The organism is Granulicella rosea (assembly GCF_900188085.1).
Taxonomy (GTDB): Bacteria; Acidobacteriota; Terriglobia; order Terriglobales; family Acidobacteriaceae; genus Edaphobacter; species Edaphobacter rosea.
Genome location: NZ_FZOU01000004.1, coordinates 204703 through 226469, shown reverse-complemented (window position 1 = coordinate 226469; position 21767 = coordinate 204703). Strand labels below are relative to the sequence as shown.

Genomic DNA, 21767 nt, shown 5'->3' with positions numbered 1-21767 from the left:
AACGCACACAAGCGCCATACTGCAAACTAAACCCGCAAAGCCATCCAGCCGGGAATGGCGATCTACAGCCCTAAGCCAACTGCTTCGGCAAGACGGTCCACACAATCAATCGGGCTGTCCGCCCACGGATCAGCCCGATTACCCGTAGTAGAATTTGGCAGCATTTTGGCAGCAAATGCTGCCAACTATGCCGGTTTTGCCGGTTTCTCCGACTCATAACCACTGTATCGTCAATAACTTAGCCTTCGACCCACATCATGGCATGGAAGAGGTCATCGGTTCGATCCCGATCAGGTCCACCAAATACCCCCTTACAACAAGCTTCTTTCGATCACAACTTCCGCGTTCGATCCTTCCTTGGAACGTTCTCGGTCTGCGATGGCTTCCTTCCCGTCCTTGCCTGCTCGCCGCCTGGTGTCCATGTCGGGTTGATGCTGGAACGACGCATCGATTGCTGTGCGATCTTTGTTTCAGTCGGCGCTGTCGGATCTGGGCATCGCAAGAAGATCTTCGATACGAACCGGCAGATCGCGAACACGGATTCCAGTCGCGTGATACACCGCGCTGGTGATCGCCGCCGCGATTCCCGCCAGCCCGATCTCACCGACACCACGGACTCCCAGGGCGTTCAGCTTGTAATCCGGATAGTCGAGGAAGGCGACGTCGATCTGTGGTGTATCCGCGTTGACCGCCATCACGTAGTCGGCGAGGTTGTTATTGACAGGAGCTCCGGAGCGACGGTCGTACATCGTCTCTTCGAACAGGGCCATACCGATGCCCATTACCACTGCGCCTTCAATCTGATTTCGCGCCGGTCGAGGATTCATGATGCGCCCCGCATCGATGACGGTCACCACGCGATTCACGCGGAGACGGGCGATCTCCGGTTGCCAGGTGACCTCCGCGAACTGCGCGCCGTAGGAGTGAAACGAGAACTCAGGCTTGGCCGCGCCGAGCGTCCCAGCCGATTTTCCAGTTCCCGCCACGGAATTGATCTTCGCGATGCGAAGAACCTCCGCCATCGGGACGGCGCTCTGGGCCTGTCCTTTCAATCGCACCATCCCGCCCACGAACTCCAGTTCGCCCGGTTTCCTGCCTTTGAAAGGAGAGTTCTCCGATTTGACGGCAGTCAGCAGGAGTCTCTGTCCTGCATTCCGCGCTGCTTCCAGAACGGCGGGCGTCACGGACGCGGTCACCCAGGAACCGCCGGAGATGGGGCCTGAGGGAAGGGCGGAGTCGCCCAGGACGACATCGATTTTACCGACTGGAATGCCTGTCTCGTGACTCACGATCTGCGCCAGAACGGTGTACGTTCCGCCGCCAATATCCTGTGTTCCACAAGCGACGCGCGCCGTACCGTCCTGCTTCAGTTCGACGCTGGCCTCTGTTTCGGTGCGCGCCGCGAGCCACGCACATGCAGCGACTCCCCATCCCAGGGTCAACCCATCGCGCTTCATGGAGCCCACTTCCGCGGTCCTGTTTGCCCAGCCAAACCTCTCGGCGCCGGTCGTCAGGCACTCCTTCATGTGCCGGGACGAGAAAGGGATTTTGAGGCTTTCATCGATCTCAGGTTCATTCTTCAGCCTCAGTTGGACAGGATCCATCTTGAGACTGACCGCCAGCTCATCCATCGCCGATTCGAGAGCGAACAATCCGGGCACGGCTCCCGGGCCACGCATCGCCGTCGGGTTGCCAACGTTGCGGCGTGCAAGCCCGCCCGTGACGAGCAGGTTCGGCGTGCTATAGATGAAGGGCGTAATCTCGCCGCACCCTTCGTCGTAATCGTCCAGCATCGAGGTGTGATTGACGTACTCCTGCTCGATCGCGGTCAACCGGCCATCGAGATCGGCGGCCAACTGGATGCGTTGTTCGATGGCGGGCCGGTGTCCGACGCTCTGAAACATCATCTGCCGGCTCACGACGAGCTTGACGGGACGTCTTAGATTGCGCGCGCATGCAGCGGCCAAAGCGCTCTGCGGCCAGGGCCAGAGTTTGCCGCCAAACCCCGAACCGAGAAACCGGGTGATGACCTGTACCTGTTCGGGCGGAACGCCAAGCATCTGCGCGAGCACGTCGCGATGGTTCACGACAGCCTGCGATGTCTCATAGAGGGTGAACTTCTGACCGTCATAGACGGCGACGGAAGCATGAAGCTCGATGGGATTGTGCGTTTCGGCAGGGATTGTGTAGATCGAATCGACCTTGACCTTTGCACTCCGCAACGCCGCGGCCGTGTCGCCGCGTTTGCTCTTTTCTTCGGGCTTTTCCGTCGTGAGCGGTGAACCCCGGAGCTTGCTGTCCGCGTCGGGCTTCTCCCGGTTGTAGGTGACTTTGACGCTTTCGGCGGCGGCGCGCGCTTGCTCGACGGTGTTTGCCACCACAACAGCCACATACTGACCGTAGTAGCGAATCTCGTCGTCTTCGAGCGGAGGACGTTTCTCGTCGAGGATGAGCGAAAAACCCGAGGCGGGTGGTACGCGGTACAAAGGCCCGATGTTCGTGCGATGGTAGACCGCGACCACACCCGTCATCTTTTCGGCTTCGGCCGTATCCAGGCTTGAGATGGAGCCCTTCGCAATCGTGGCGCAGACCGGCCAGGCAAAGAGCAGGCCGGGGAAGTGATGGTCGGAGGCATACATCGCCGCGCCGCTCACCTTCAACGGACCGTCTACGCGGCGAGTTGCAACCCCGATAATCTTCGACTCGCTGATCTGATCCATCCTTCTGCCTCCTATGCGATCTGGCTGACTTGTCTCATGGCGTGTGTCAGGCAGCGTTTGGCGAGCTCCACCTTGAATCCGTTTTGACTCTGCGGCCTGGCGCCGTGCAGAGCCGCATCAGCGGCCGCGCGGAAGTTCTCCGCTGTAGCCGCTTTGCCCAGCAGCATCTTTTCCGCTTCCACGGCCCGCCATGGCCTGGTTCCAACGCCACCCATGGCCACGCGCACATAGCGGATGCGTTCTCCATCCTGCTTCATCACGATCGCCGCGGAGGCGAGTGCGAACTCGTAGGACGCGCGGTCGCGCAACTTCAAATAGGCGCTCTTTGCGCCGGCAACGGGCGCGGGCAGCGTAATGTGGGTGATCAGATCCCCTGGCTGCAAGACCGTCTCGCGCTCCGGCGTGGAGCCCGGAAGAAGATAAAACTCCGAGATCGGTACGGACCGTTGTCCGTTCCTGCCTTCGATGTGGATGACCGCTTCGAGGGCCGTGAGCGCAACGTTCTGATCGGAAGGATTTGTAGCGATGCAGTGGTCGCTTGTGCCAAGAATCGCCAACATGCGGTTGTATCCGCCGATCGCGGAACAACCTGAACCCGCCTGACGTTTGTTGCACGCGGATGCTGTGTCCCGGTAGTACACGCAACGCGTCTTCTGCAGAAGATTGCCGGCGGTAGTCGCCATATTCCGCAACTGCGGCGACGCCCCCGAGAGGAGAGCCTCTGAGAGGACGGCGTACGACTCCTTTACGATCGCGTCCTGCGCCACATCGGCGTTCCGTGCAAGAGCCCCAATCCTCAGGCCGCCCTCTGCAGTTTTTTCTACTTTGTCGAGCGGAAGACCGTTGATGTCGACTAACTGACGCGGGCGTTCGACATTCAACTTCATATAGTCGACAAGATTGGTTCCACCCGCGATGAAGCGGACGTCGGCGCCATTCTGGGCGGTGGCCGATCGTGCCTGTGCCTGAATGGCGTCGGAGATCGTCTGGGCGGTGACAAGCTGAAAAAGTTCCATGGCCGATAGCCCTCCTCTAAGACATGCGCCGAACTGCCTGCACTGCCGCAACGATATTGGGATAGGCGCCGCAACGGCAGATATTCCCGCTCATCGCCTCGCGCACGTCTCCATCGGTCTTCCCCCAGGGTTCTTTGACCATCGCGACCGCGGACATGATCTGACCCGAGGTGCAGTAGCCGCACTGGAAACCGTCGTGCTCTACAAAAGCATCCTGCATGGGGTGCAGCTTTCCTGGTCCGCCAAGACCTTCGATCGTCGTAATCTCGGCGTTTTGCTGCATCGCCGCCAAGGCAAGACAGCTATTGATCCGGCGTCCGTTTACATGGACGGTGCAGGCGCCGCACTGTCCATGGTCGCAACCCTTCTTGGTTCCGGTCAGATGGATCGTCTCGCGCAGGGTGTCGAGCAGCGTGGCGCGTGGATCGATCTGTATCGCGTGCGACTCTCCATTGACCCGCAGCGTGACCGAGACCGTTCCCGGAAAGGCGGGAGTGGCGTCAGCCTTCGCAGTCTGGGCGGGCGATGGAGAGGAGGCCAGTGGAGCGACCGCCGCTGCCGCCGTCATGGCTCCGGCCTGCGATAGAAAAGACCGGCGGGACAGCCGACCCAGAGATGTCTTCGGCTTATTTTCTTTCTCGTCGAATGCCATGGTCCGCCCTCCCGGATTCTTCCGATCGATGCAACGGTATGTCACGCCGGTTTGAGAGATGAGATTGCCCGTCTTTCCACCGAACGCGTACCTTTTGCCATGTTAGCCCCAGGCGATCTGGATATCCAATCCGCCGTCTTTCGGAAAAGGAGGGGCAAGTGCTCCCTCAGCGTTCCATTTGCGTCCAAAGAGACATCGGCGGCGTAATGTAAGTAGAGCGGTCTCCGCGCGTATAAATTCGTAGGAGAGAGGAAAAACATGCTGCTGCGTACCGAGAAGCCGATTCCGTCGTCCGAGATTACCCCCCAGGAGGTGTATGAATCGTTCACGATGACACGCCGCAGGATGCTCTCCGGACTTGGGGCTGTTGGAGCTGCCGCGGCCGCCGCGGGCCTGCCGCAACTCGCGCTGGGCGAGACGCCGCTCAAATTCGCCACGAGCAACTATACCGTGAACGACCGCGCCACGACACCGGAGTCGAAAGCCAAGAGCTATAACAACTTTTATGAGTTCGGCGAGCAAAAGGACGATCCGGCTCGCAACGCGCACAAGCTGAAGACGTCGCCCTGGTCGGTACAGATCGAAGGTCTGGTGAAGACGCCGCAGACGCTCGATTTAGGGAAGTTGATGGCGCTTCGCCCGATCGAGCAGCGCGTCTACCGCTTCCGCTGCGTGGAGGCCTGGTCGATGGTCATTCCGTGGGACGGCTTTCCTCTGGCGGAGTTGATCAAGTTCGTCAACCCGCTTTCGAGCGCCAAGTTCGTGCAGTTCATCTCGCTCGCCGACCGCAAGACGGAAGATCTGCCCAGCGGCATTAGTTGGCCTTACAGCGAGGGTCTTCGCATGGATGAGGCGATGAATCCGCTCACGCTGCTCACCTTCGGCAGCTACGGGCAGACCCTTGCGAATCAACAGGGCGCGCCGGTGCGCGTCATCATTCCCTGGAAGTACGGTTTCAAGTCGGCGAAGTCGATCGTGAAGATCCGCTTCGTCGACAAGATGCCGCCTACGACCTGGAACGACCTGAACCCCGGCGAGTACGGCTTCTACTCCAACGTCAACCCGACGGTCGATCACCCGCGCTGGTCGCAGGCGCATGAGCGTCTGCTGAACTCCTCCGGCAACAGCCTGTTCGTCAAATCCGTGCCGACGCTTCCGTTCAATGGCTACGCCAACGAGGTCGCCTCGATGTATGCCGGCATGGACCTGAAGCGCAACTACTAGCGCGGAAACGAAGACGACGATGCCTACGCGCGCGATTCCATATCTGAAGGCTGTTCTGCACCTGCTTTGCCTGCTGCCGATGCTTTACCTCGCGCAGCAGTATCGCAATGGCGCGCTGGCAAACCTGGCCGACCCGACGAACTACCTCACGCACTTTACTGGCGACTGGGCTCTCTGGCTATTGCTCGTCGACCTTGCCATCACGCCAGTGAGACGCCTGAATCCGTCGTTGGCGTGGCTCATCCGCCTGCGTCGCATGCTGGGTCTGTGGGCTTTTTTTTACGCGACCCTGCACCTTGCGATCTACGTGCTTCTCTTTAGCGGATACGATCTGCCCACGGCCTGGGCGGGGCTCCAGGCGGGACATCTGGGAGAGCCGTGGAATCAACTCAAGCTCATCTGGCCGCGTATGCTGGACGACGTGGAGAAACGCCCCTTCATCCAGGTTGGGCTATTCGCCTGGGTTCTTCTGTTCGCACTTGCGGCCACATCGCCCCAGCGTGTGCTGAGGGCGATGGGCGGCAAGAACTGGCAGCGGCTGCACCGCACGATCTATCTCGCGGGGATCGCTGCCGTCGTGCATTACTGGTGGCTCGTGAAGGCAGGCGTCCGCACTCCGTGGAAGGTTACGGCCGTCCTCGCGGTATTGCTGCTGGCGCGTGTGGTGTATGCGGCGATGAAGCGGTCCCAGAAGACGCGCACAGCCGCATCGACGGCTATCTAGAGTGGATGACGCCCGACGATCGAGACTCAGCTCATGAGTAGCTTGTCGGGCGTGATGGGATATTGGCGGATTCTTTTGCCCGTGGCATTGTAGATCGCATTGGCGATCGCAGCGGCTGTTCCCGTGATGCCGATTTCGCCGATGCCGCGAGAACCGATCGGGTTGAACTTGAGATCGGGTATGCCAATCACGCTGGCGTCGAGGACGCCAACATCGGCGTTGACCGGCACATGATATTCGGCGAGATTTCCATTGACGATTCTGCCGGTTGCCGCGTCGACGATCCCGTGTTCATGGGTTGCGAAGCTGATGCCCCACGTCATGCCGCCCATGAGCTGGTTCAGGCCGGTCTTCTCGTTCAACAGCACGCCGACGTCGTAGACGCCGACAACGCGACGCACTTTGACCATCCCGGTGTAGCGGTCGACACCGACCTCGGCAAAGACCGCACCCCAGGACTGTGTGCTCATGGAATCCTTCGCCTCGCTTGGCTCCGCTTGACCCTGCGCCTCGACAGGCTGGTTCTTATTCCGGGCGATCAGCTCCACAAGTCCATCCGACTTGCCGGGCTGGGACTTCGAGATCAGACGACCGGATTTCACGTCGCAATCCGCTGCCTGCAGACCGTGTAGCGGCGATGCCGCATCGTTGATCGCCAGGTCGATCAGCTTCAGCTTGAGCTGAGTCGTGGCGTCCTGAATGGCCGGCAGCACGGAAGCCGACGACTGCGAACCGCCTGAGACCGGGGCCTTCGGCAGCGTTGAGTCTCCGAGCTTGACCTCGACCATCTTTGGATCGAGTCCCAGGCCCGCGGCTGCCTGCTGCGCCATGATCGTGTAGGTTCCTGTCCCAAGATCCTGCGTTCCGCTGGCGACGAACATACGACCGCCGGGTAGCAGTCGCACGATTGCCTGGGCCGCGCTTCGATTGGCCGGATAGGTGGCTGTCGCCATGCCATGCCCGACCAGCCATTTGCCATCGCTCCGCTGACCGGGAACGGTGTTCCGCGCGGACCACCCGAACTTCTCCGCGCCCTGGCTATAACACTCTCGCAGATGCTTGCTCGACCACGGCCTCCCCTCGTGGCTGGGGTCGGTCTCGGCGTAGTTTTTCAACCGAAGTTCGATGGGGTCCATCTTCAACTTCTCGGCGAGTTCATCGAGAGCGATCTCAAGTACGGCAGTGCCTGGCGCCTCGCCCGGAGCGCGCATGAAGGTTGAGATTCCGAGGTTGGCCTCCACGACCTTCGCCGTCACCGAGCTCGCGCCGCTCTGGTAGAGGCTCTTCGCAGGGCCTTCCGCATGTTCGACGAAGTCTTCGAGCACGGAGACGTTCATCACGTTGTCATGCTGGATGCCGAGGAGTGTTCCGTCCTGCGCGGCGGCAAGACGAATATGACTGATGGTGGACGGGCGGGCGCCGACGAGCCCAAACATCTGCTCCCGATCGAGCACCAGCTTCACGGGCCGATTTGCGACTTTAGCCGCCATCGCGCAGAGCGGAACATGCGACCACATCGAACCCTTGGAGCCAAATCCTCCGCCGACCAGAGGATCGATGACCCTCACGTTGTCGACTGGAATGTTGAGAGATTTGGCGAGCGACATCTTGACTCCGGAGATATATTGCGTCGCGTCGTAAACGGTCAGCTTGTCTCCCTGCCACCATGCGATCGTGGCGTGCGTCTCCATCGGATTGTGAAACTGGATGGGAGTGATGTAGGTGTTGTCGATCGTGACGGCGGCCTGGGCGAATGCCGCGTGGATGTCTCCGCGATGATTGCCGGCGGGTTCTTTGCCGGGGTTCTTCGGCCAGCGAGCCTCGTCGAGGCGCTTCTCCCACTTCAGCTTGGCCGGCTGTGGGGTGTAGACGATCTTCAGCATCGCCGCCGCTGCCTTCGCTTCATTCAAGCTCTTCGCGACGACGACTGCGATGGGCTGACCGTTGTAGGAGATGCTGGCATCCTGCAACAACGAAAGGTTGCGCCGAGCAGGTGGTTGAGGTGGACCCTGCGCGAGCTTCGGCGCGTTGAACGGGGTGATCACCGAGATGACTCCCGGCGCGCGGGTCGCCACGGTGGCGTCGATGGACTTCACGCTGCCGCTCGGAATCGTGGACTGCACAAGAAACGCATAGACCAGATCCGCCTTCGAGAAAGGGTCGGAGAACTCCGCGGCATAACGCGCCTTACCAGTGACCTTGGCGATCCCTTCATAGCGGTGATCGAGCTGCTTCACGGTATCCGGCTTCTGTTCCTGATCCTGGGCGAGTGACATTATGCGACCTCCGAGGTGCCGTGCGCGGCAACGGTGAGAGCGCGAACCACGCTTTGTTTCGCAAGCTCAATCTTGAAGCGATTATGTTCGTAGCCATGCGCGCCGTGGAGCAGGAGGTCCGCGGCGTGAGCGAAGTTCTCGGCAGTCGCGCTCTTGCCGGCGAGCGACTGTTCCGCCTCCGCGACGCGCCACGGCTTGTGAGCGACGCCGCCCACTGCCAGACCGGCCGAGCGAATCGTCGAACCATCCAAGTCGAGTCCAGCGGCGACCGAGATCAGGGCGAAGGCGTAGCTGTTGCGGTCGCGAGCCTTCAGGTAGAAAGCGTTCTTCGCAAAACGGGCAGGGGGAAGAGTCACCGAGGTGATCAACTCGCCTTCACGCAGCGTCGTGTCGCGGCTCGGATCGCTGCCCGGAAGCCGGTGGAACTCCGCGAAGGGAATCGTGCGCTTTCCGCCGCGCCCTTCCACTCCCACCTTTGCCTGCAGAGCCGCCATGGCAACGCACATATCGGAAGGATGAACCGCGATGCAGGTTTCACCGTTTGCCGCACCCTTGTCGGTTTGCCCCAGGATTGCGTGAATCCGGTTGTAGCCCTCGAGCGCAGCGCATCCAGAGCCCGGATTGCGCTTGTTGCAGGCGGAGAAGGAGACATCCGTGAAGTAATAACAGCGCGTACGCTGCATCAGGTTGCCGCCCGTACTGGCCATATTGCGTAACTGCGGAGAAGCGCCACTCAGCAACGCTTGAGACAGCAAGGGGTAATTCGCTCGAACGAGAGGATGATTGGCCAGGTCGCTGTTGCGCGCCATCGCGCCGATCGATAGACCACCGTCTTCGGTGCGCTTGATCTCAGCGAGGGCAAGATGGTTGATATCGACGAGCGCGGCGGGCTGCTCGACCCGATACTTCATGAGGTCGATGAGATTCGTTCCGCCAGCGAGAAAGCTGGCGCCGCGCGTCCGGACGGCCTGGAGCGCCTCGGAGTTCGAGCTGGCCCGGCTATATGCGAAGCTCTTCATGCGGAGGCTCCTTTCGATGCTGCGCGCACAGCGGCAACGATGTTGGGGTATGCGCCGCAACGACAGATGTTGCCGCTCATGCGCTCGCGAATCTCATCGTCGGTCAGTTCGGGACGGTCGCTCTGTCCATTGTGCCAACTGACGATCGATAGATCGCCCTTGCGCTGCTCGTCGATGGCAGCGGTTGCCGAGATGATCTGGCCGGGTGTGCAATAGCCGCACTGATACCCGTCATGGACGAGGAACGCGGCCTGTACGGCGCTTAGATCTTCGATCGCCTTTGGATCCGGTGTCCTGGCGAGGCCCTCGATCGTTGTGATTCGAGCACCCTCGGCTGCGAAGGCCAGCGTGAGACAACTGTTCACGCGATGCCCATCGATCAGGACGGTGCACGCGCCGCACTGACCGTGATCGCACCCTTTCTTGGCGCCGGTCAGGTCCATGTATTCGCGCAGAGCATCGAGAAGGGAGGTGCGCGTATCGAGCGAAAGCGTTTGAGGTTGGCCGTTCACCTGGAGCGTAATCGTCTGCGTATGGGGCGCCTCTTGCGCCTCAACCGGCGATGGCATTCCGAATGCGAGCGAGGCGGCGAGCGCCGAGGAAGCCTGCACGAATCGACGACGGCTCAACTCAGACAAGAGCCCGTGACGTTCGAGTTCTTTGAACTCTTCAAGTTGCTCGGCGTCCGGCTCTGTTCTTGCAGAGGCGCAGAGATGTTCTCCGCTTCGCGACGCGTGGTCATCTTGTCCCACATTGTCGGGCAACCCCTCCCGCGCGTTCTCGGAGGATGCGTTCAGCGAGGGCTTGTCGATATGCGTGCTCATGCAAATACCTCTTCTGGATGCTGTGTATGACGTACAGTCGAGCGTTCCGAAGACTTGGATGCCGATTTTGCCGCGCGTGTTGTGGACCTGTTCCCTGCGGGAGGCGAGGGGCTTTGAGCCAGGCGTTTATTCCGATAGACGCAGGGTTTGGATCAGCGCGGCGAGCGCGGCCGGTTGATTTCGCCTGCTGGGGTAGTAGAGGAAGTATCCGGGAAACGGCGGACACCAGTCCCTGAGCACCTGGACGAGACGCTTTTGGGCGATCATCTTCTTCAGGGTCTCCTCCATCGCTGTGCCGATCCCAACACCGTCCAGTACTGCCCGTATGACTAAATCCGGGTCGTCGAACGATACAGGCCCCTGGGGACTCACCGTGAGCGTCCTGCGCCCCTTTTCGAACTCCCAACGGTAGAGTTCGTTGCTAAAACGAAAGCCGATGCAGGCGTGGTCCTTCAGATTCTGTGGCTGGCGTGGGATCGGATTGGACTCGAAGTAGGCCGGCGACCCGACAACGGCGAGGCGCATCTCCCCCGTCACCGGAACCGCGATCATGTCTCTCTGAATGAACTCGCCCAGTTGGATGCCGGCGTCGTATTCACCCGCGATGAGGTCGACGGGATCGTTCGACGACGTCACCTCGAGGACGATCTCCGGGTAGTTGCGTGCGAATCTCGCGAGCTTCGGAAGAAGGACCATCTCCGTCGCCGTGCGCGGAATGATGAGGCGAATTCGACCCGCGAGCCGTTTACGCTGCTTCATGGTCTCCGCGACGGCCTCTCCGATCCGCTCCAGGGCTGGACCGAGCTCCTGAAGCAGCGCTGTGCCGGCCGCGGTGGCGGAGACGCTGCGCGTTGTGCGGGCGAGCAGTTGAACCCCAAGTCTGCCCTCCAGACCCCGCATGGAGTGGCTCAACGACGATTGAGATACGCCCAGCTTCACCGCGGCTCGCGTGAAGCTGCGTTCCTCCGCGATCGTGACAAACGCCGCAAGCTCCGCTAAATCGTTTCTCGCCATTCATGAATATTACTCATAACGCTTTGCAATAGAAATGCCTTCTTTCGATAAAAGCACGTATCTAATCGAACTGTATGGGCACGGGATGTCAGTGCAGGATCGAGCGATCGAGAAGGATCCGGAAAGAAGGTACATCATGATGATTTCGTTTGAGAATAAGGTTGCACTCGTCACGGGAGCGGCATCGGGCCTTGGGTTTGCGACCGCGAAGGCTTTTGCTGAAGCCGGCGCGGCCGTGGCGCTGGCCGATTGGCATGAAAAGGAAGTTCAGGCGTCGGCGAAGGAACTCGCGGACAAGGGATACAGGACGCTTGCGATCGCCTGCGATGTCTCCGACGATGCTCAGGTGGAAGCGATGGTGAAGAAGACGGTGGCGGAGTTCGGCCGGCTCGACTTTGCCTATAACAATGCCGGCATTCAGAATGTGCTGGCTGAGACTGCGGATGTGTCTCGCGACGACTACGATCGCGTGATGGCGGTCAACCTGCGCGGGGTGTGGAGCTGCATGAAGTTTGAGTTGCAGGTGATGCGCGAGCAAGGCAGCGGCGCCATCGTCAACTGCTCCTCGCTTGGCGGTCTGGTGGGCGGCAATCGGCGCGGCACTTATCACGCGGCGAAGCACGGCGTTATCGGGTTCACCAAGAGCGCAGCTTTGGAGTATGCGACACGTGGCATCCGTGTGAACGATGTCTGTCCCGGCCTCATCCGTACTCCGATGAGCGACAGGATGGAGGCCGAGGGACAGGGGGAAGCGTTGAAGACGATGTGCGAGCAATTTGTGCCGATGCAGCGCGAGGGCCGCCCCGAGGAGGTCGCCAACACGGTGCTCTTTCTTTGCAGCGATCTTGCAAGCTACATCACCGGCCAGTCGATCTCGGTCGATGGCGGCTTTGTGATGCGCTGAGCCGAAAGGCGCGTGCGATGAGACGTCGAGAACTGATGAAAACAAGTATGGCTCTCCTCCTTGCTTCGGCGTGGGGAGAAGGCCTTGCTCTTGCCAGGGAGATGAACGTGTCCGATTTGGAAAAGATGATTCCGCCCGCGGGTTCTATAACCTATGACGTTGTCCGTTCCGTTTCTCCGGTGCTGGAGCACTATTCACGGGAGTCGTTGCTGGGCGGTCTTTGGAAGCGTCCAGAGCTTTCTCCGCGCGATCGCAGCGTCGTCACGATTGCCGCCATCATCGCTCGGCTTCAGACGTATGAGATGCCGATGCACTTTGCCCTGGCGCTCGACAACGGCGTGAAGCCGGCGGAGCTCTCCGAGATCATCGCGCACCTTGCCTTTTACGCCGGCTGGGGCAACGCGATGGCCGCCGTCGCTGCTGCGAAGGACGTCTTCCAGCGGCGAAACATCGCAATCGATCAGCTTCCCCCGGTGAAGGATAAGCCCCTTCCACTCGACGAAGCAGCCGAGAGACAACGGGCCACACAGGTTGCCGGAAACTTTGGCGCCGTCTCGCCGGGACTTGTGCGGAACACGACGGAGCTGCTGTTCCTCGATCTTTGGCTGCGTCCCGCGCTTGCTCCACGCGACCGAAGCCTTGTTACCGTGAGCGCGTTGATCGCCAATGGACAGACCGCGCAGATGCCGTTTCACCTGAATCGCGCGATGGACAACGGTCTTACACAGGAACAGGCTGCCGAAGTTCTGACGCACATCGCATTTTATGCCGGCTGGCCGTGCGCCATGTCCGCTCTGCCGGTTGCAAAAGATGTTTTTGAAAAGCGGCAAAAGTAAGTTCTGCAATATCACGCAAGGCCAGAGAAATCGTCTTACACATAAACAGGAACGGAAAGGAAAAGTATGAAGATCACACGAGTTGGCGCTACCCCTTCCATGGCCGGACCGGCTGATTGGTTCACCGGCAACGTCCGCGTCGATTCACTTTTTCCACCGGATGGTGGTCGGCATTCGAACGGAGGCATGGTCACCTTCGAGCCGGGAGCGCGCACGCGCTGGCACACGCACCCCTCGGGGCAAACGATCGTTATCGTCCAGGGCGTAGGCCTGGTCCAGCGCGAGGGCGAACCGATTGAGGAGGTCAAGCCAGGGGATGTCGTCTTCTTTGAAGTCGGCGAGAAGCACTGGCACGGCGCCTCGGCACAGACAGGCATGTCTCACATCGCGATCACGGAGGTGCTGGATGGTAAGGCCGTGGATTGGCTTGAGCCGGTCACCGACGAAGAGTACGCAAAGCCGCGATAACAAGACAGGCCGATGATGCGAAGCCGCGTCGCGAGGAGGGATCCCAGACGTTCCTCCGAGCCTTCGCGCCGGCGTTGCCAGATGTCCGTGTCAGGATTTCATCTTGAGTGTGAGAAGGATGCAGGCGCCGGCCCCGGGGGTGCTGGTGATCTCGAGGTTGGCGCCGATCATCGCAGCTCGCTCATGCATTCCGAGGATGCCATAGTGATCGTCCCCCATGGCTGAAGCTGCATCGACGCCAAAGCCGACGCCATCGTCGCATACCCTGAAGGAGAGGTAATCCTCGCTGTGTTGTGCATCGATCCGTATGGCGCGCGGATGTCCGTGACTACCGGCATTGGTGACGGCCTCGCGAACGATCATGAGGATCTCATGGGCCGCATCTGCTGGAAGTTTGGGTAGCTTTGCGGCATGATGCACGGTGACCGGAATGCCAAACGATTCGGACGCCTGGGTGGAGATGTTCTTGAGCGCGGCGATGATAAGATCCGACTCCAACTCCGTCTGGCGCAGGTTCCATACAGCTTCGCGAGCATCCGCGACCGTCGCCTGGAGTTGCTCCCGCGCGATATCCAGGTAGCTGCTTCCGGGCAGGCCGCGGCTGCTGGCCTCTGCTTCGAGCAGCATCGCGACTCCGTTGCAACCCTGAATCAGGGTGTCATGCATCTCGCGCGCGAGCCTCGTCCGTTCTTCCAGGATCAGCTTGAAACGACCTTTGATCTGCTGAAGATGAAGCATGTACAGCAGTAAGGAAGCGGCAGCTACGCATGGCAGAATCAAGAGGTAGAACCAGATGCTGCGATACCAGACGACTGGCACGACGAAGGAGACATGGGCGTCTTTCCATGTGTCGGGTTGCGCGCGGCTATAAGCTCTCAGTTCGAAGGTGTATGTTCCCGGAGGCAGCGCCCTGTACTCGACCTGGTGGGCGCCGGCGGATGACGCCCACTTATCGTCCGCCCCGCGCAGCCGATAGGCGAGCAACATATCCTGCTCCGATCCAAGATAGGTCGCGCCAAAGGTGAAGGTCAGGAGCTTGGAGCGCGGAGGAACTCTTACGGAAGAGACGCGTTGCAGATACGCTTCGTCGGCAAGGACCGAGGTGATGACTGGAACCGGTCCATCCCATGCGTGCGTCAGCGTGGGTTGGGATGGATCGACGTAGACCGGTCCGCTGGACGTTGCGAACCAGACGATGCCGCGATCGTCGACCACAGCGTTCGGAAAGCGGCCCGCATTGAATTTCAGATTTTCGGCGCCGCGTGGAAGCGGGTGCGGACGTGCAAAGACGAGATCGGTATTCTTCGACTCACTCAGCGACTGATCGATGGAGATCGACGAAAGTCCCTCTGGGCTGGAGATCCAGAGCGTTCCATTTCTGTCTGCGACCAGACCGCAGGTGAAGTTACTCAGCAATCCATCCGAGATAGAAAAATGGTGTAACTCCGGCTCGCGATAAGCGTAGATACCGTGGTTACGCGTTCCCAGCCACATGGTTCCGTTGGCATCCTCCGTCATCGCCCATATCTCTTCGCCGCGCAGCGACTGAGTCGCTCGATTTTCTACGAAGTGTCCACCGCAGTAGACCGCGGGACCGCCATCCGTACCGACCCACATGCAGCCGTTACGATCGCGATGCAGCGTGCGGACGTTGCGATTGGGAAGGCCATTCAGCGAGTCGAACTGGTTGATGCCCGCCGCCGTAATCCGGTTCAGTCCAAAGCCGCTGGCGACCCATATGTCGCCGTTCACTCCCTCTGCGATTCCTCTGGGGAAGTTCCCGGCGATCTTGAGCCGAGCCCATGAGGCATATTGCGTCGTGTGGCCTTCGCTATCCAACCGAAACACTCCATTGCCGGCTGTTCCGACCCATACGGATCGGTCGCTGGCATAAAGTAAGTTGAGTATTTTTGGATTTCCCGGCAATGGAAGAGGCACGACCTTCGGCATCGCGGAGTCGAGCCGGTATACCTGGCTATTTACGAGTAAGACAGTTCCTCTTGGAGAGATGCTGAGCGTCTCGCGATCGACCGATGCGACCGGGGATGGAATGACGTGTACATCCGTCGGTTCAATTCTGCTGAGGCCGCTTTCGGTGCCGATCCAAAGTCTCCCATTGGCGTCGGCCGACATGGCGAGGATGGAGTGTCCGGGTTGGTCGTCGCCGATGAGAACCTGCAAGGCCTTGCCTCGCTGCAAACGCCAAAGGCCGTTCGCGATGGTGCCGGCCCAGATCGCGCCGTCCGCGGATTCGCAAAGCGCTTCGACGTCGCCATGCGGGATGGGGAGCCTGTTGAAGGTTTCGCCGGAGCGTTCAAACAATCCGCCGAGCGTTCCGAGTAAGAGGCGGCCATCCTTCGTGGAGAGCAGGCTGCGAAGGGGAAAGGGCACACGCGCTTCGGTCGAGACAGGCGTTGCACTCTCCGACTCGTCGAGATAGACGAGTTCGTTGCCGCCGACGACTAATCTCTTTTGCGCGTCTTCGGCGAGCGCATAGACCTCCTGACGTCCCAGGTCCTGGGGCAGCTCGATCTTTTGAAAGGCGGCGCCGGAGCGGCGAAAGAGCCCATCCTCCGTGCCGACCCAGAGATGTCCTCTGGAGTCTTCAAAGATGGCCCTGACATAGGGGTCTTCCAGGCCGCTTCGACGATCGAAGACCTCAACGCGGTCCGAGGTGATATGAAGGAGCCCACCTCCAACGGTGCCGACCCAGACGGACTGATCCCGCGCACGGAAGAGAGCGGTGAGATTGCTTGCGGGAAACTTGCTCATCTCGCGGTTCTGAAGAGGTTTGCAATAGGTCCCGTCGAAGAGGCAAAGGCCGCCCGATGTCCCGACGTAGAGGCCTCCTCGCGGTTCGATGGCGAGGCCCTGCACGGACATCTCGGGCAGGCCGTCGTGCGTTCCCCAGGTGCTGATGCTGAAGGACTCGCCCTGTCCCAGGCAGAGGCAGGGGAACATGAGCACGAGCGCCAGCATCAGCTGTCTGGCAGGCCCTCGTGCGACGCTGCAACCCGTCGAGTTGGAGTTGGTCCGAGCTTTCATGATTGCGAAGTAGACGCGCGCTGCTACAGGTGTACGAGGCCCCGTTTGATCGCTGCGACGGCGGCCTGTGTCCGGTCGGTTACCTGCAGGCGCGACAGAATCAGAGTCACATGCGCCTTGACGCTGACCTCTTTAATGTTGAGTAAGTCGCCAATCTCGCGATTGCTTTTTCCCGCGACGATGAGAGAGAGAACCTGCCTTTCGCGCGGTGTGAGATTCTCCGAGCTGCGATTTCTCAGGGTGCTGTTTACCGGCTGCGGCAGAAAGATGGCGCCTTCCTCAACCCTGCGCAGAGCGCGAAAGATCGTCTCGTGCGAGGCTCCCTTGACCAGGTATCCCCGCGCTCCCTCGCGCAGCGCCTGGTGGATATCTTCATCGCCCTCGTAGGTGGTAATGACCAGTATCTTTGCGCTCGGATCAAGCTGTCTGATCTTCCGGATCGCGTCGACTCCGTGCCCGTCCGGCAGCTTTAGATCGAGCAGCGTGATGTCGGGGCGAAGCCGGTCGAACAGGGCCAGAGCCTCCTGAACCGTTCCACCTTCTCCGCAGACGTGGTAGGAAGATTGTGTCTGCAGGATCGCGCCCAGGCCGGTGCGGGTGATGGGGTGATCGTCGACGATTAGAACATTGGTCATGCGTTCCCGGGCGTCTCTTCGAGAAGACGGCTTCTACGCTTGCCGACGCGAAACACAGGGCCGACGGCGTGAAGTGATTCTGCCCTCTCTCATGCGAACTCCGCAAGTGCCTATTTCCAGAGACCTATACTTTGGTCGGTTGTGAAGGGCTGTGAGCGGTCGCTAATCTTAGCCCGCAATTGACAACACCTTCTTCGTGCGCTGAAACTCCTGCCCGGCGAGTCGAGCGGATTCCGGAATGCTACGAGAGGTAATTCAGTGCAGAGGAAGTTGCAGGATTACATGACAACGTCTCCGCGGAGCGGCCAGCCAGGATGCGGACACAGGGATCCCGGACAACAGAGTTGCATGAGACCGGGCTGGGTCGCCTCAGCTTGCGAAAGATGCGCGGGCGAAGACGTTTTCAATAGGGATATCCGAGCTTATGCGGACGGTACGAACCTCTCTTCAGACGCGAATCGAAGATTGGTCCAAAGGCAACACGAGCGAGCCGGATGAGATATGCGGCGCGCAGGAATCAGGAAGATTTCGGGAGGTTGTTCGATGACACACGACAATAGACGCCACAGACAGGATGGATACAAATTGCGCTTCTTCGGGACGAAGATATCTTCCAATGTGCATGCGATGACGCGGACCACGCTGCTTCTCGCGGCGACCGTTCTTTGCGCTTCTTCTAGCGCCTTTGCCCAGAGCAGCGCCAACGTGGACGGCGTGATTCACGATCAATCGGGAGCCTTGATTCCCAAGGCGCAGATCGAGTTGAAGAACACAGCCACAGGGAAGACGTTGTCGACAACCAGCAACGGCTCCGGCGTATTTTCCTTCTCCGGCCTCGACACCGGAGACTACACGCTTGAGGTTGAGGCGCGCGGCTTCCAGGGGCAGGAGCTTGCTGGCATTCATCTGAATCCGGGCGACCAGCGCACCTTCCGCGATATCAAGATGCTGGTTGGAGAGGCGGCGTCGATCACCGTGACCGACGTGCATGGGCAGGTGAGCACGGACTCGGCCGAGACGAGCACGCTGATCTCGGCGGACGATATCGACCACCTCGCCGTTGAGGGTCGCGACGTGACCGAGCTGCTCAAGATCCTGCCCGGTATGGCGATCGTGCAGAACACGACGAACTTCGCCAATGCAGCCTACGATCCGGGGCTTGTCTCGTTTGGGGGCGCCATCGGGGCTTACTCCGGCAATGGCACGCAGACCAATTCGACCGCTCTGCTCTCCGATGGAATGGATATCACGGACCCGGGTTCTTATGGTCTCGCGATTCAAAACGTGAACTACGATCAGGTTGCTGAAGTGAAGGTGCAGACAGGCAGCTTCACCTCCGATACGGCGCACGGACCGGTCGTTGTGAATGCGATCGGTAAGTCGGGAGGAGATATCTACCACGGTTCGCTCTATACCTATGCGCGCACCTATCAACTGAACTCGCTGGACTGGCAGGCAAAGTACGTTGGGTCGCAGCCGCCGCACGATCGGCAGATCTATCCGGGCTTCACCATTGGCGGTCCCGTGCGGATTCCAGGCCTTGGGTTCAACAGCGCAAAGAAGCTGACCTTCTTCCTTGGAACGGAGGAGTACGCACAGCGCAGCGTATACGCCTATAACAGCCCATATGCCGCAACAGTCACCGCGATGGTGCCCACGGCGAACATGCACAAGGGCATTTTCAGCGACGCGGAATTGAACTCGATGCTGGGGCCAAACCGGGTGCTGAATCCCAAGTATGTTCCGGGTTCAACCTCCGCGACCACAGCCCAGTACTATTGCCCGAACGCCATCTATACGACGATCTGCGCTACTCCCATACAGGGTCCGCTTGGGGTGAACGCGGAACCGATCACGAATGGAGACATCAGCCTCTACGGCGATCCGCTTGGCAAGGCGCTGATTAATACGCTGCCGCTGCCCAATGTGGCGAGCAACGGCCAATACAACTATTTGCAGACGGACTTCGTCAACAGCAATCTTTACCAGTTGAAGAGCCGGCTTGATTACGCGCTCTCGGATAAGACCCATGCCTTCCTTTCCTATGGTCTTGAGAGCGGCAAGCAGTATCAGCCGTCCGGCGCCTATGGACGCTCCGGCGCTAACGGCATGGGCGGCGCGATGGACACGCCCGGCGGCGGCTACGTCGGCACCGCGACCTCGCACGTCGCAAGCTTCGAAGTGACGACGGTTTTCGGCGGGTCTTTGACCAATCAGTTTTATGCTGGCGGCGCTTACTTCTCGCAGACCTTCAATCTGAAGACCCCCTCCGCTCTGACCGGTGATCCCTACTCGCTTCTCTTTGCGAACGGTTCGGTGGGCATACCCAGCGACCAGACCTACGGCAGCTCGACCTATGCCGCGTTGCCGTTCATGAGTTATGAAGATCCAACCTATGGCGGCGATTTCACGAAGAAGCAACTACGCGTGGCCGGCGATAACATCACCAAGCTCCTTGGCAGACACACCTTCCGCGCGGGTATTTATTACCAGTGGGATTCCAACCCGCAGCTTGCCGCGCAGAATACCAACGGATCGCTCAGCGATTACTATCATCCCACTTCCTTCTCCGATGCCGATGGATCGACTGTGTACGGAACGGCCAATAACACCGCGGACCTTTATGAAGGAATCATCGGAAATATCAGTCAGGTGAATAAGAAGGTCGAGACGAACGTCTTCTTCTACTCCTTCAGCGGGTATGTTCAGGACCACTGGTTGGTTGGCCGTCACATGTCGGTCGACGCGGGCGTCCGGCTCGAGCACCTGACGCCGTGGAGCGATCCGCATGGCCAGGGCGTAGCCATCTTCGACCCCGTCTCCTATCGCAGTGGCGCGCCGCTGGCCTCACCAGGGGTGCTGTATCACGCGATCGACGCATCGATCCCGCTGACCGGCGTTCCGACACGTCCGGTCTTTGTAGAGCCGCGCTTCGGCTTTGTGTACGACTTCCGCGGCGACTCGAAGACCATCTTTCGCGCGGGTTACGGCATCTATCGCCAGCACGATTCTTACAACGACGGTCTACTTGCCGACCAGACCGCCGAGGGACAAAGAACGTATACCCTGCCGAACAGCGGACACACCTTCAAGAATCTCAACCTGCTGCAAAGCGGCATCACGAACGTGACCACGTCCTTCGTCAAGGATGCGAGTATCAACGTCCATATCGCGAATGACGACGAGACGTCGCGCGTGCAGACTTACAACGCCGTGATCGATCAGCGCTTCCCGAAGAACGTGTTCTTCGAGATCGCGTACGTCGGCAACTATGGCGATCACCTGATGGAATCCAACAACCTGCGTAACATCAACGCCCTGCCCATTGGGTCGTTGTATGGTCCCGAGCCAAATGCGGGGCGCGCCGACACAGCCGCCAATATCGGCAGGTTGTGGTCGATCTTCACCAATGGAAATATTCCGACTCTGGCGAACCTGCAGATATCCGATACCGACTCGTACCGGCCTTATCCCCTTTACAGCGCCATCAATGCGATTCGTCACCGCGGCTATTCGAACTACAACGCGCTGCAGACGCAGTTGCACTGGTCTCGCAAGAATGTTCGCTTGAGCGGGAACTACACATGGAGCAAGGCGCTGGGCGCGATCAACGGCAGCGACCCGACCAATCTTGCCAACGACTATCTGCCCTTGAGCATCGATCGCACGAATATTCTCAACTTCACGTATTCGTATAACCTTGGTCAACTTGTAAGCGAGCGCTATGTGGGCTGGGTGACAAATGGCTGGGAGATCTCCGGCATTGTGAATTACCAGAGCGGCACGCTGTTGCAAAGCCTCATCGGCGGCAACTTTCAGTTGACCGGCACGATTACCGTGCCGCCCGGCACCACTGGCACGATCCCAGGCACAAGCAACACCAGCACATGCACCGCAAGCGGAACTCCAGCAACATGCTCTCTGCCTATCAATAACTCCTATCTGCTGGGTACGCCGGATATTCAGATTCAGCCAATCCTGACAGGGAATCCCAGAGGCAAACATCCTCACCAGTACATCGACGGAACAGCCTTCCATCTGGCCCCGCTCGGCACGCAGGGGCAATACAACTACGGCAATCTGCGCGGACCGGCCTTCTTCAACGCGGACCTTGCCGTACGCAAGGAGTACAAGGTCGCCGATAAGCAGAGTCTGCAACTCCGAGTTGCCGCCTTCAACTTTATCAATCGCGCGAACTACACCTTCTCAAATCTCTTTCCGGGAGGCTACTCGATGAACTTTACGCAGACGCAGGGCCTTACGGATATCAACCAGGACTTGGCCGCAACGACGAACCAGAATGCTAACTTCGGATTCGCTCCTATCCGCACAGGACGCAGGGTGATGGAAGTGTCGGTGAAATATGCCTTCTAACTGGTTGCGTCAACGTATCGGCGGCGCGTCGGATCG

15 protein-coding genes are annotated in these 21767 nt (G+C 59.7%); 6 read left to right on the top strand and 9 right to left on the bottom strand.

All coding sequences use genetic code 11. The annotated features are described in order from the left end of the window. Nucleotides 1–470 precede the first annotated feature (470 nt). Genes CHB87_RS12835 through CHB87_RS12825 form a run of 3 tightly spaced genes read right to left on the bottom strand, consistent with a single transcriptional unit; the run spans nt 471 to nt 4388 of the window. Nucleotides 471–2720 carry a xanthine dehydrogenase family protein molybdopterin-binding subunit gene (locus tag CHB87_RS12835; protein WP_089408851.1) on the bottom strand — a complete coding sequence of 750 codons (2250 nt, stop codon included), beginning with the start codon at nt 2718–2720 and terminating at the stop codon, nt 471–473. Between the two features lie 11 nt (nt 2721–2731). Further along, entirely contained in the window at nt 2732–3736 is a 1005-nt protein-coding gene (locus CHB87_RS12830) for an FAD binding domain-containing protein (RefSeq protein ID WP_089408850.1), read from the bottom strand. A 16-nt stretch (nt 3737–3752) separates the two neighbouring features. Next, nucleotides 3753–4388 carry a (2Fe-2S)-binding protein gene (locus CHB87_RS12825; protein ID WP_089408849.1) on the bottom strand — a complete coding sequence of 212 codons (636 nt, stop codon included), beginning with the start codon at nt 4386–4388 and terminating at the stop codon, nt 3753–3755. Nucleotides 4389–4646: 258 nt separating this feature from the next. Between CHB87_RS12825 and msrP the strand changes: the two genes are divergently transcribed. Further along, complete coding sequence (gene msrP / locus CHB87_RS12820) at nt 4647–5612, top strand: protein-methionine-sulfoxide reductase catalytic subunit MsrP (RefSeq protein ID WP_089408848.1); 966 nt, start codon at nt 4647–4649, stop codon at nt 5610–5612. A gap of 19 nt (nt 5613–5631) precedes the next feature. Further along, nucleotides 5632–6336 (top strand): protein-methionine-sulfoxide reductase heme-binding subunit MsrQ, encoded by a 705-nt coding sequence (locus CHB87_RS12815; protein WP_089408847.1) that lies wholly within the window; start codon nt 5632–5634, stop codon nt 6334–6336. 26 nt (nt 6337–6362) lie between these two features. On the opposite strand, the gene CHB87_RS12810 is transcribed toward CHB87_RS12815, so the two are convergent. From CHB87_RS12810 to CHB87_RS12795, 4 genes are all read right to left on the bottom strand, one after another. After that, nucleotides 6363–8612: a xanthine dehydrogenase family protein molybdopterin-binding subunit gene (locus CHB87_RS12810; protein ID WP_089408846.1), complete on the bottom strand. Its 2250-nt coding sequence runs from the start codon at nt 8610–8612 to the stop codon at nt 6363–6365. Continuing rightward, nucleotides 8612–9631: an FAD binding domain-containing protein gene (locus tag CHB87_RS12805; protein ID WP_089408845.1), complete on the bottom strand. Its 1020-nt coding sequence runs from the start codon at nt 9629–9631 to the stop codon at nt 8612–8614. Before CHB87_RS12805 ends, CHB87_RS12810 begins: the two co-directional genes overlap by 1 nt. Beyond that, entirely contained in the window at nt 9628–10455 is an 828-nt protein-coding gene (locus CHB87_RS22755) for a (2Fe-2S)-binding protein (RefSeq protein WP_089408844.1), read from the bottom strand. Before CHB87_RS22755 ends, CHB87_RS12805 begins: the two co-directional genes overlap by 4 nt. 126 nt (nt 10456–10581) lie before the next feature. Next, complete coding sequence (locus tag CHB87_RS12795) at nt 10582–11469, bottom strand: LysR family transcriptional regulator (RefSeq protein WP_089408843.1); 888 nt, start codon at nt 11467–11469, stop codon at nt 10582–10584. Between the two features lie 136 nt (nt 11470–11605). On the opposite strand from CHB87_RS12795, the gene CHB87_RS12790 reads away from it, so the two are divergent. The 3 genes from CHB87_RS12790 to CHB87_RS12780 all read left to right on the top strand — a co-directional run bounded on the left by CHB87_RS12790 (nt 11606) and on the right by CHB87_RS12780 (nt 13677). Beyond that, on the top strand, nt 11606–12373 hold the full coding sequence (locus CHB87_RS12790) for an SDR family oxidoreductase (protein WP_089408842.1): 768 nt from the start codon (nt 11606–11608) through the stop codon (nt 12371–12373). Further along, a complete protein-coding gene (locus tag CHB87_RS12785; RefSeq protein ID WP_245817971.1) occupies nt 12304–13209 on the top strand; it encodes a carboxymuconolactone decarboxylase family protein in 906 nt (301 codons plus the stop codon). The genes CHB87_RS12790 and CHB87_RS12785 overlap by 70 nt, the downstream gene beginning before the upstream one ends. 66 nt (nt 13210–13275) lie before the next feature. Beyond that, complete coding sequence (locus tag CHB87_RS12780) at nt 13276–13677, top strand: (R)-mandelonitrile lyase (RefSeq protein WP_089408840.1); 402 nt, start codon at nt 13276–13278, stop codon at nt 13675–13677. A gap of 90 nt (nt 13678–13767) precedes the next feature. Here the strand turns inward: CHB87_RS12780 and CHB87_RS12775 are convergent, their stop codons facing one another. Together CHB87_RS12775 and CHB87_RS12770 are read right to left on the bottom strand one after the other, a co-directional pair. Next, nucleotides 13768–16656 carry a sensor histidine kinase gene (locus tag CHB87_RS12775; RefSeq protein WP_176441733.1) on the bottom strand — a complete coding sequence of 963 codons (2889 nt, stop codon included), beginning with the start codon at nt 16654–16656 and terminating at the stop codon, nt 13768–13770. Between the two features lie 89 nt (nt 16657–16745). Further along, complete coding sequence (locus CHB87_RS12770) at nt 16746–17357, bottom strand: response regulator (RefSeq protein ID WP_089408838.1); 612 nt, start codon at nt 17355–17357, stop codon at nt 16746–16748. 627 nt (nt 17358–17984) lie between these two features. Between CHB87_RS12770 and CHB87_RS12765 the strand changes: the two genes are divergently transcribed. Beyond that, the gene (locus CHB87_RS12765) at nt 17985–21731 is read left to right on the top strand and encodes an outer membrane beta-barrel protein (RefSeq protein WP_176441732.1); all 3747 of its coding nucleotides are present in this window, start codon (nt 17985–17987) and stop codon (nt 21729–21731) included. Nucleotides 21732–21767: the final 36 nt, after the last annotated feature.

Excerpts from the sequence above, each read along its gene's own strand:
- CHB87_RS12765 (WP_176441732.1), top strand. The coding sequence starts at position 17,985 with ATGACGCGGACCACGCTGCTTCTCGCGGCGACCGTTCTTTGCGCTTCT.
- CHB87_RS12815 (WP_089408847.1), top strand. The coding sequence starts at position 5,632 with ATGCCTACGCGCGCGATTCCATATCTGAAGGCTGTTCTGCACCTGCTT.
- CHB87_RS12810 (WP_089408846.1), bottom strand. The coding sequence starts at position 8,612 with ATGTCACTCGCCCAGGATCAGGAACAGAAGCCGGATACCGTGAAGCAG.
- CHB87_RS12770 (WP_089408838.1), bottom strand. The coding sequence starts at position 17,357 with ATGACCAATGTTCTAATCGTCGACGATCACCCCATCACCCGCACCGGC.
- msrP (WP_089408848.1), top strand. The coding sequence starts at position 4,647 with ATGCTGCTGCGTACCGAGAAGCCGATTCCGTCGTCCGAGATTACCCCC.
- CHB87_RS12830 (WP_089408850.1), bottom strand. The coding sequence starts at position 3,736 with ATGGAACTTTTTCAGCTTGTCACCGCCCAGACGATCTCCGACGCCATT.
- CHB87_RS12775 (WP_176441733.1), bottom strand. The coding sequence starts at position 16,656 with ATGCTGGCGCTCGTGCTCATGTTCCCCTGCCTCTGCCTGGGACAGGGC.
- CHB87_RS12825 (WP_089408849.1), bottom strand. The coding sequence starts at position 4,388 with ATGGCATTCGACGAGAAAGAAAATAAGCCGAAGACATCTCTGGGTCGG.
- CHB87_RS12780 (WP_089408840.1), top strand. The coding sequence starts at position 13,276 with ATGAAGATCACACGAGTTGGCGCTACCCCTTCCATGGCCGGACCGGCT.
- CHB87_RS12835 (WP_089408851.1), bottom strand. The coding sequence starts at position 2,720 with ATGGATCAGATCAGCGAGTCGAAGATTATCGGGGTTGCAACTCGCCGC.
- CHB87_RS12790 (WP_089408842.1), top strand. The coding sequence starts at position 11,606 with ATGATGATTTCGTTTGAGAATAAGGTTGCACTCGTCACGGGAGCGGCA.
- CHB87_RS12805 (WP_089408845.1), bottom strand. The coding sequence starts at position 9,631 with ATGAAGAGCTTCGCATATAGCCGGGCCAGCTCGAACTCCGAGGCGCTC.
- CHB87_RS22755 (WP_089408844.1), bottom strand. The coding sequence starts at position 10,455 with ATGAGCACGCATATCGACAAGCCCTCGCTGAACGCATCCTCCGAGAAC.
- CHB87_RS12795 (WP_089408843.1), bottom strand. The coding sequence starts at position 11,469 with ATGGCGAGAAACGATTTAGCGGAGCTTGCGGCGTTTGTCACGATCGCG.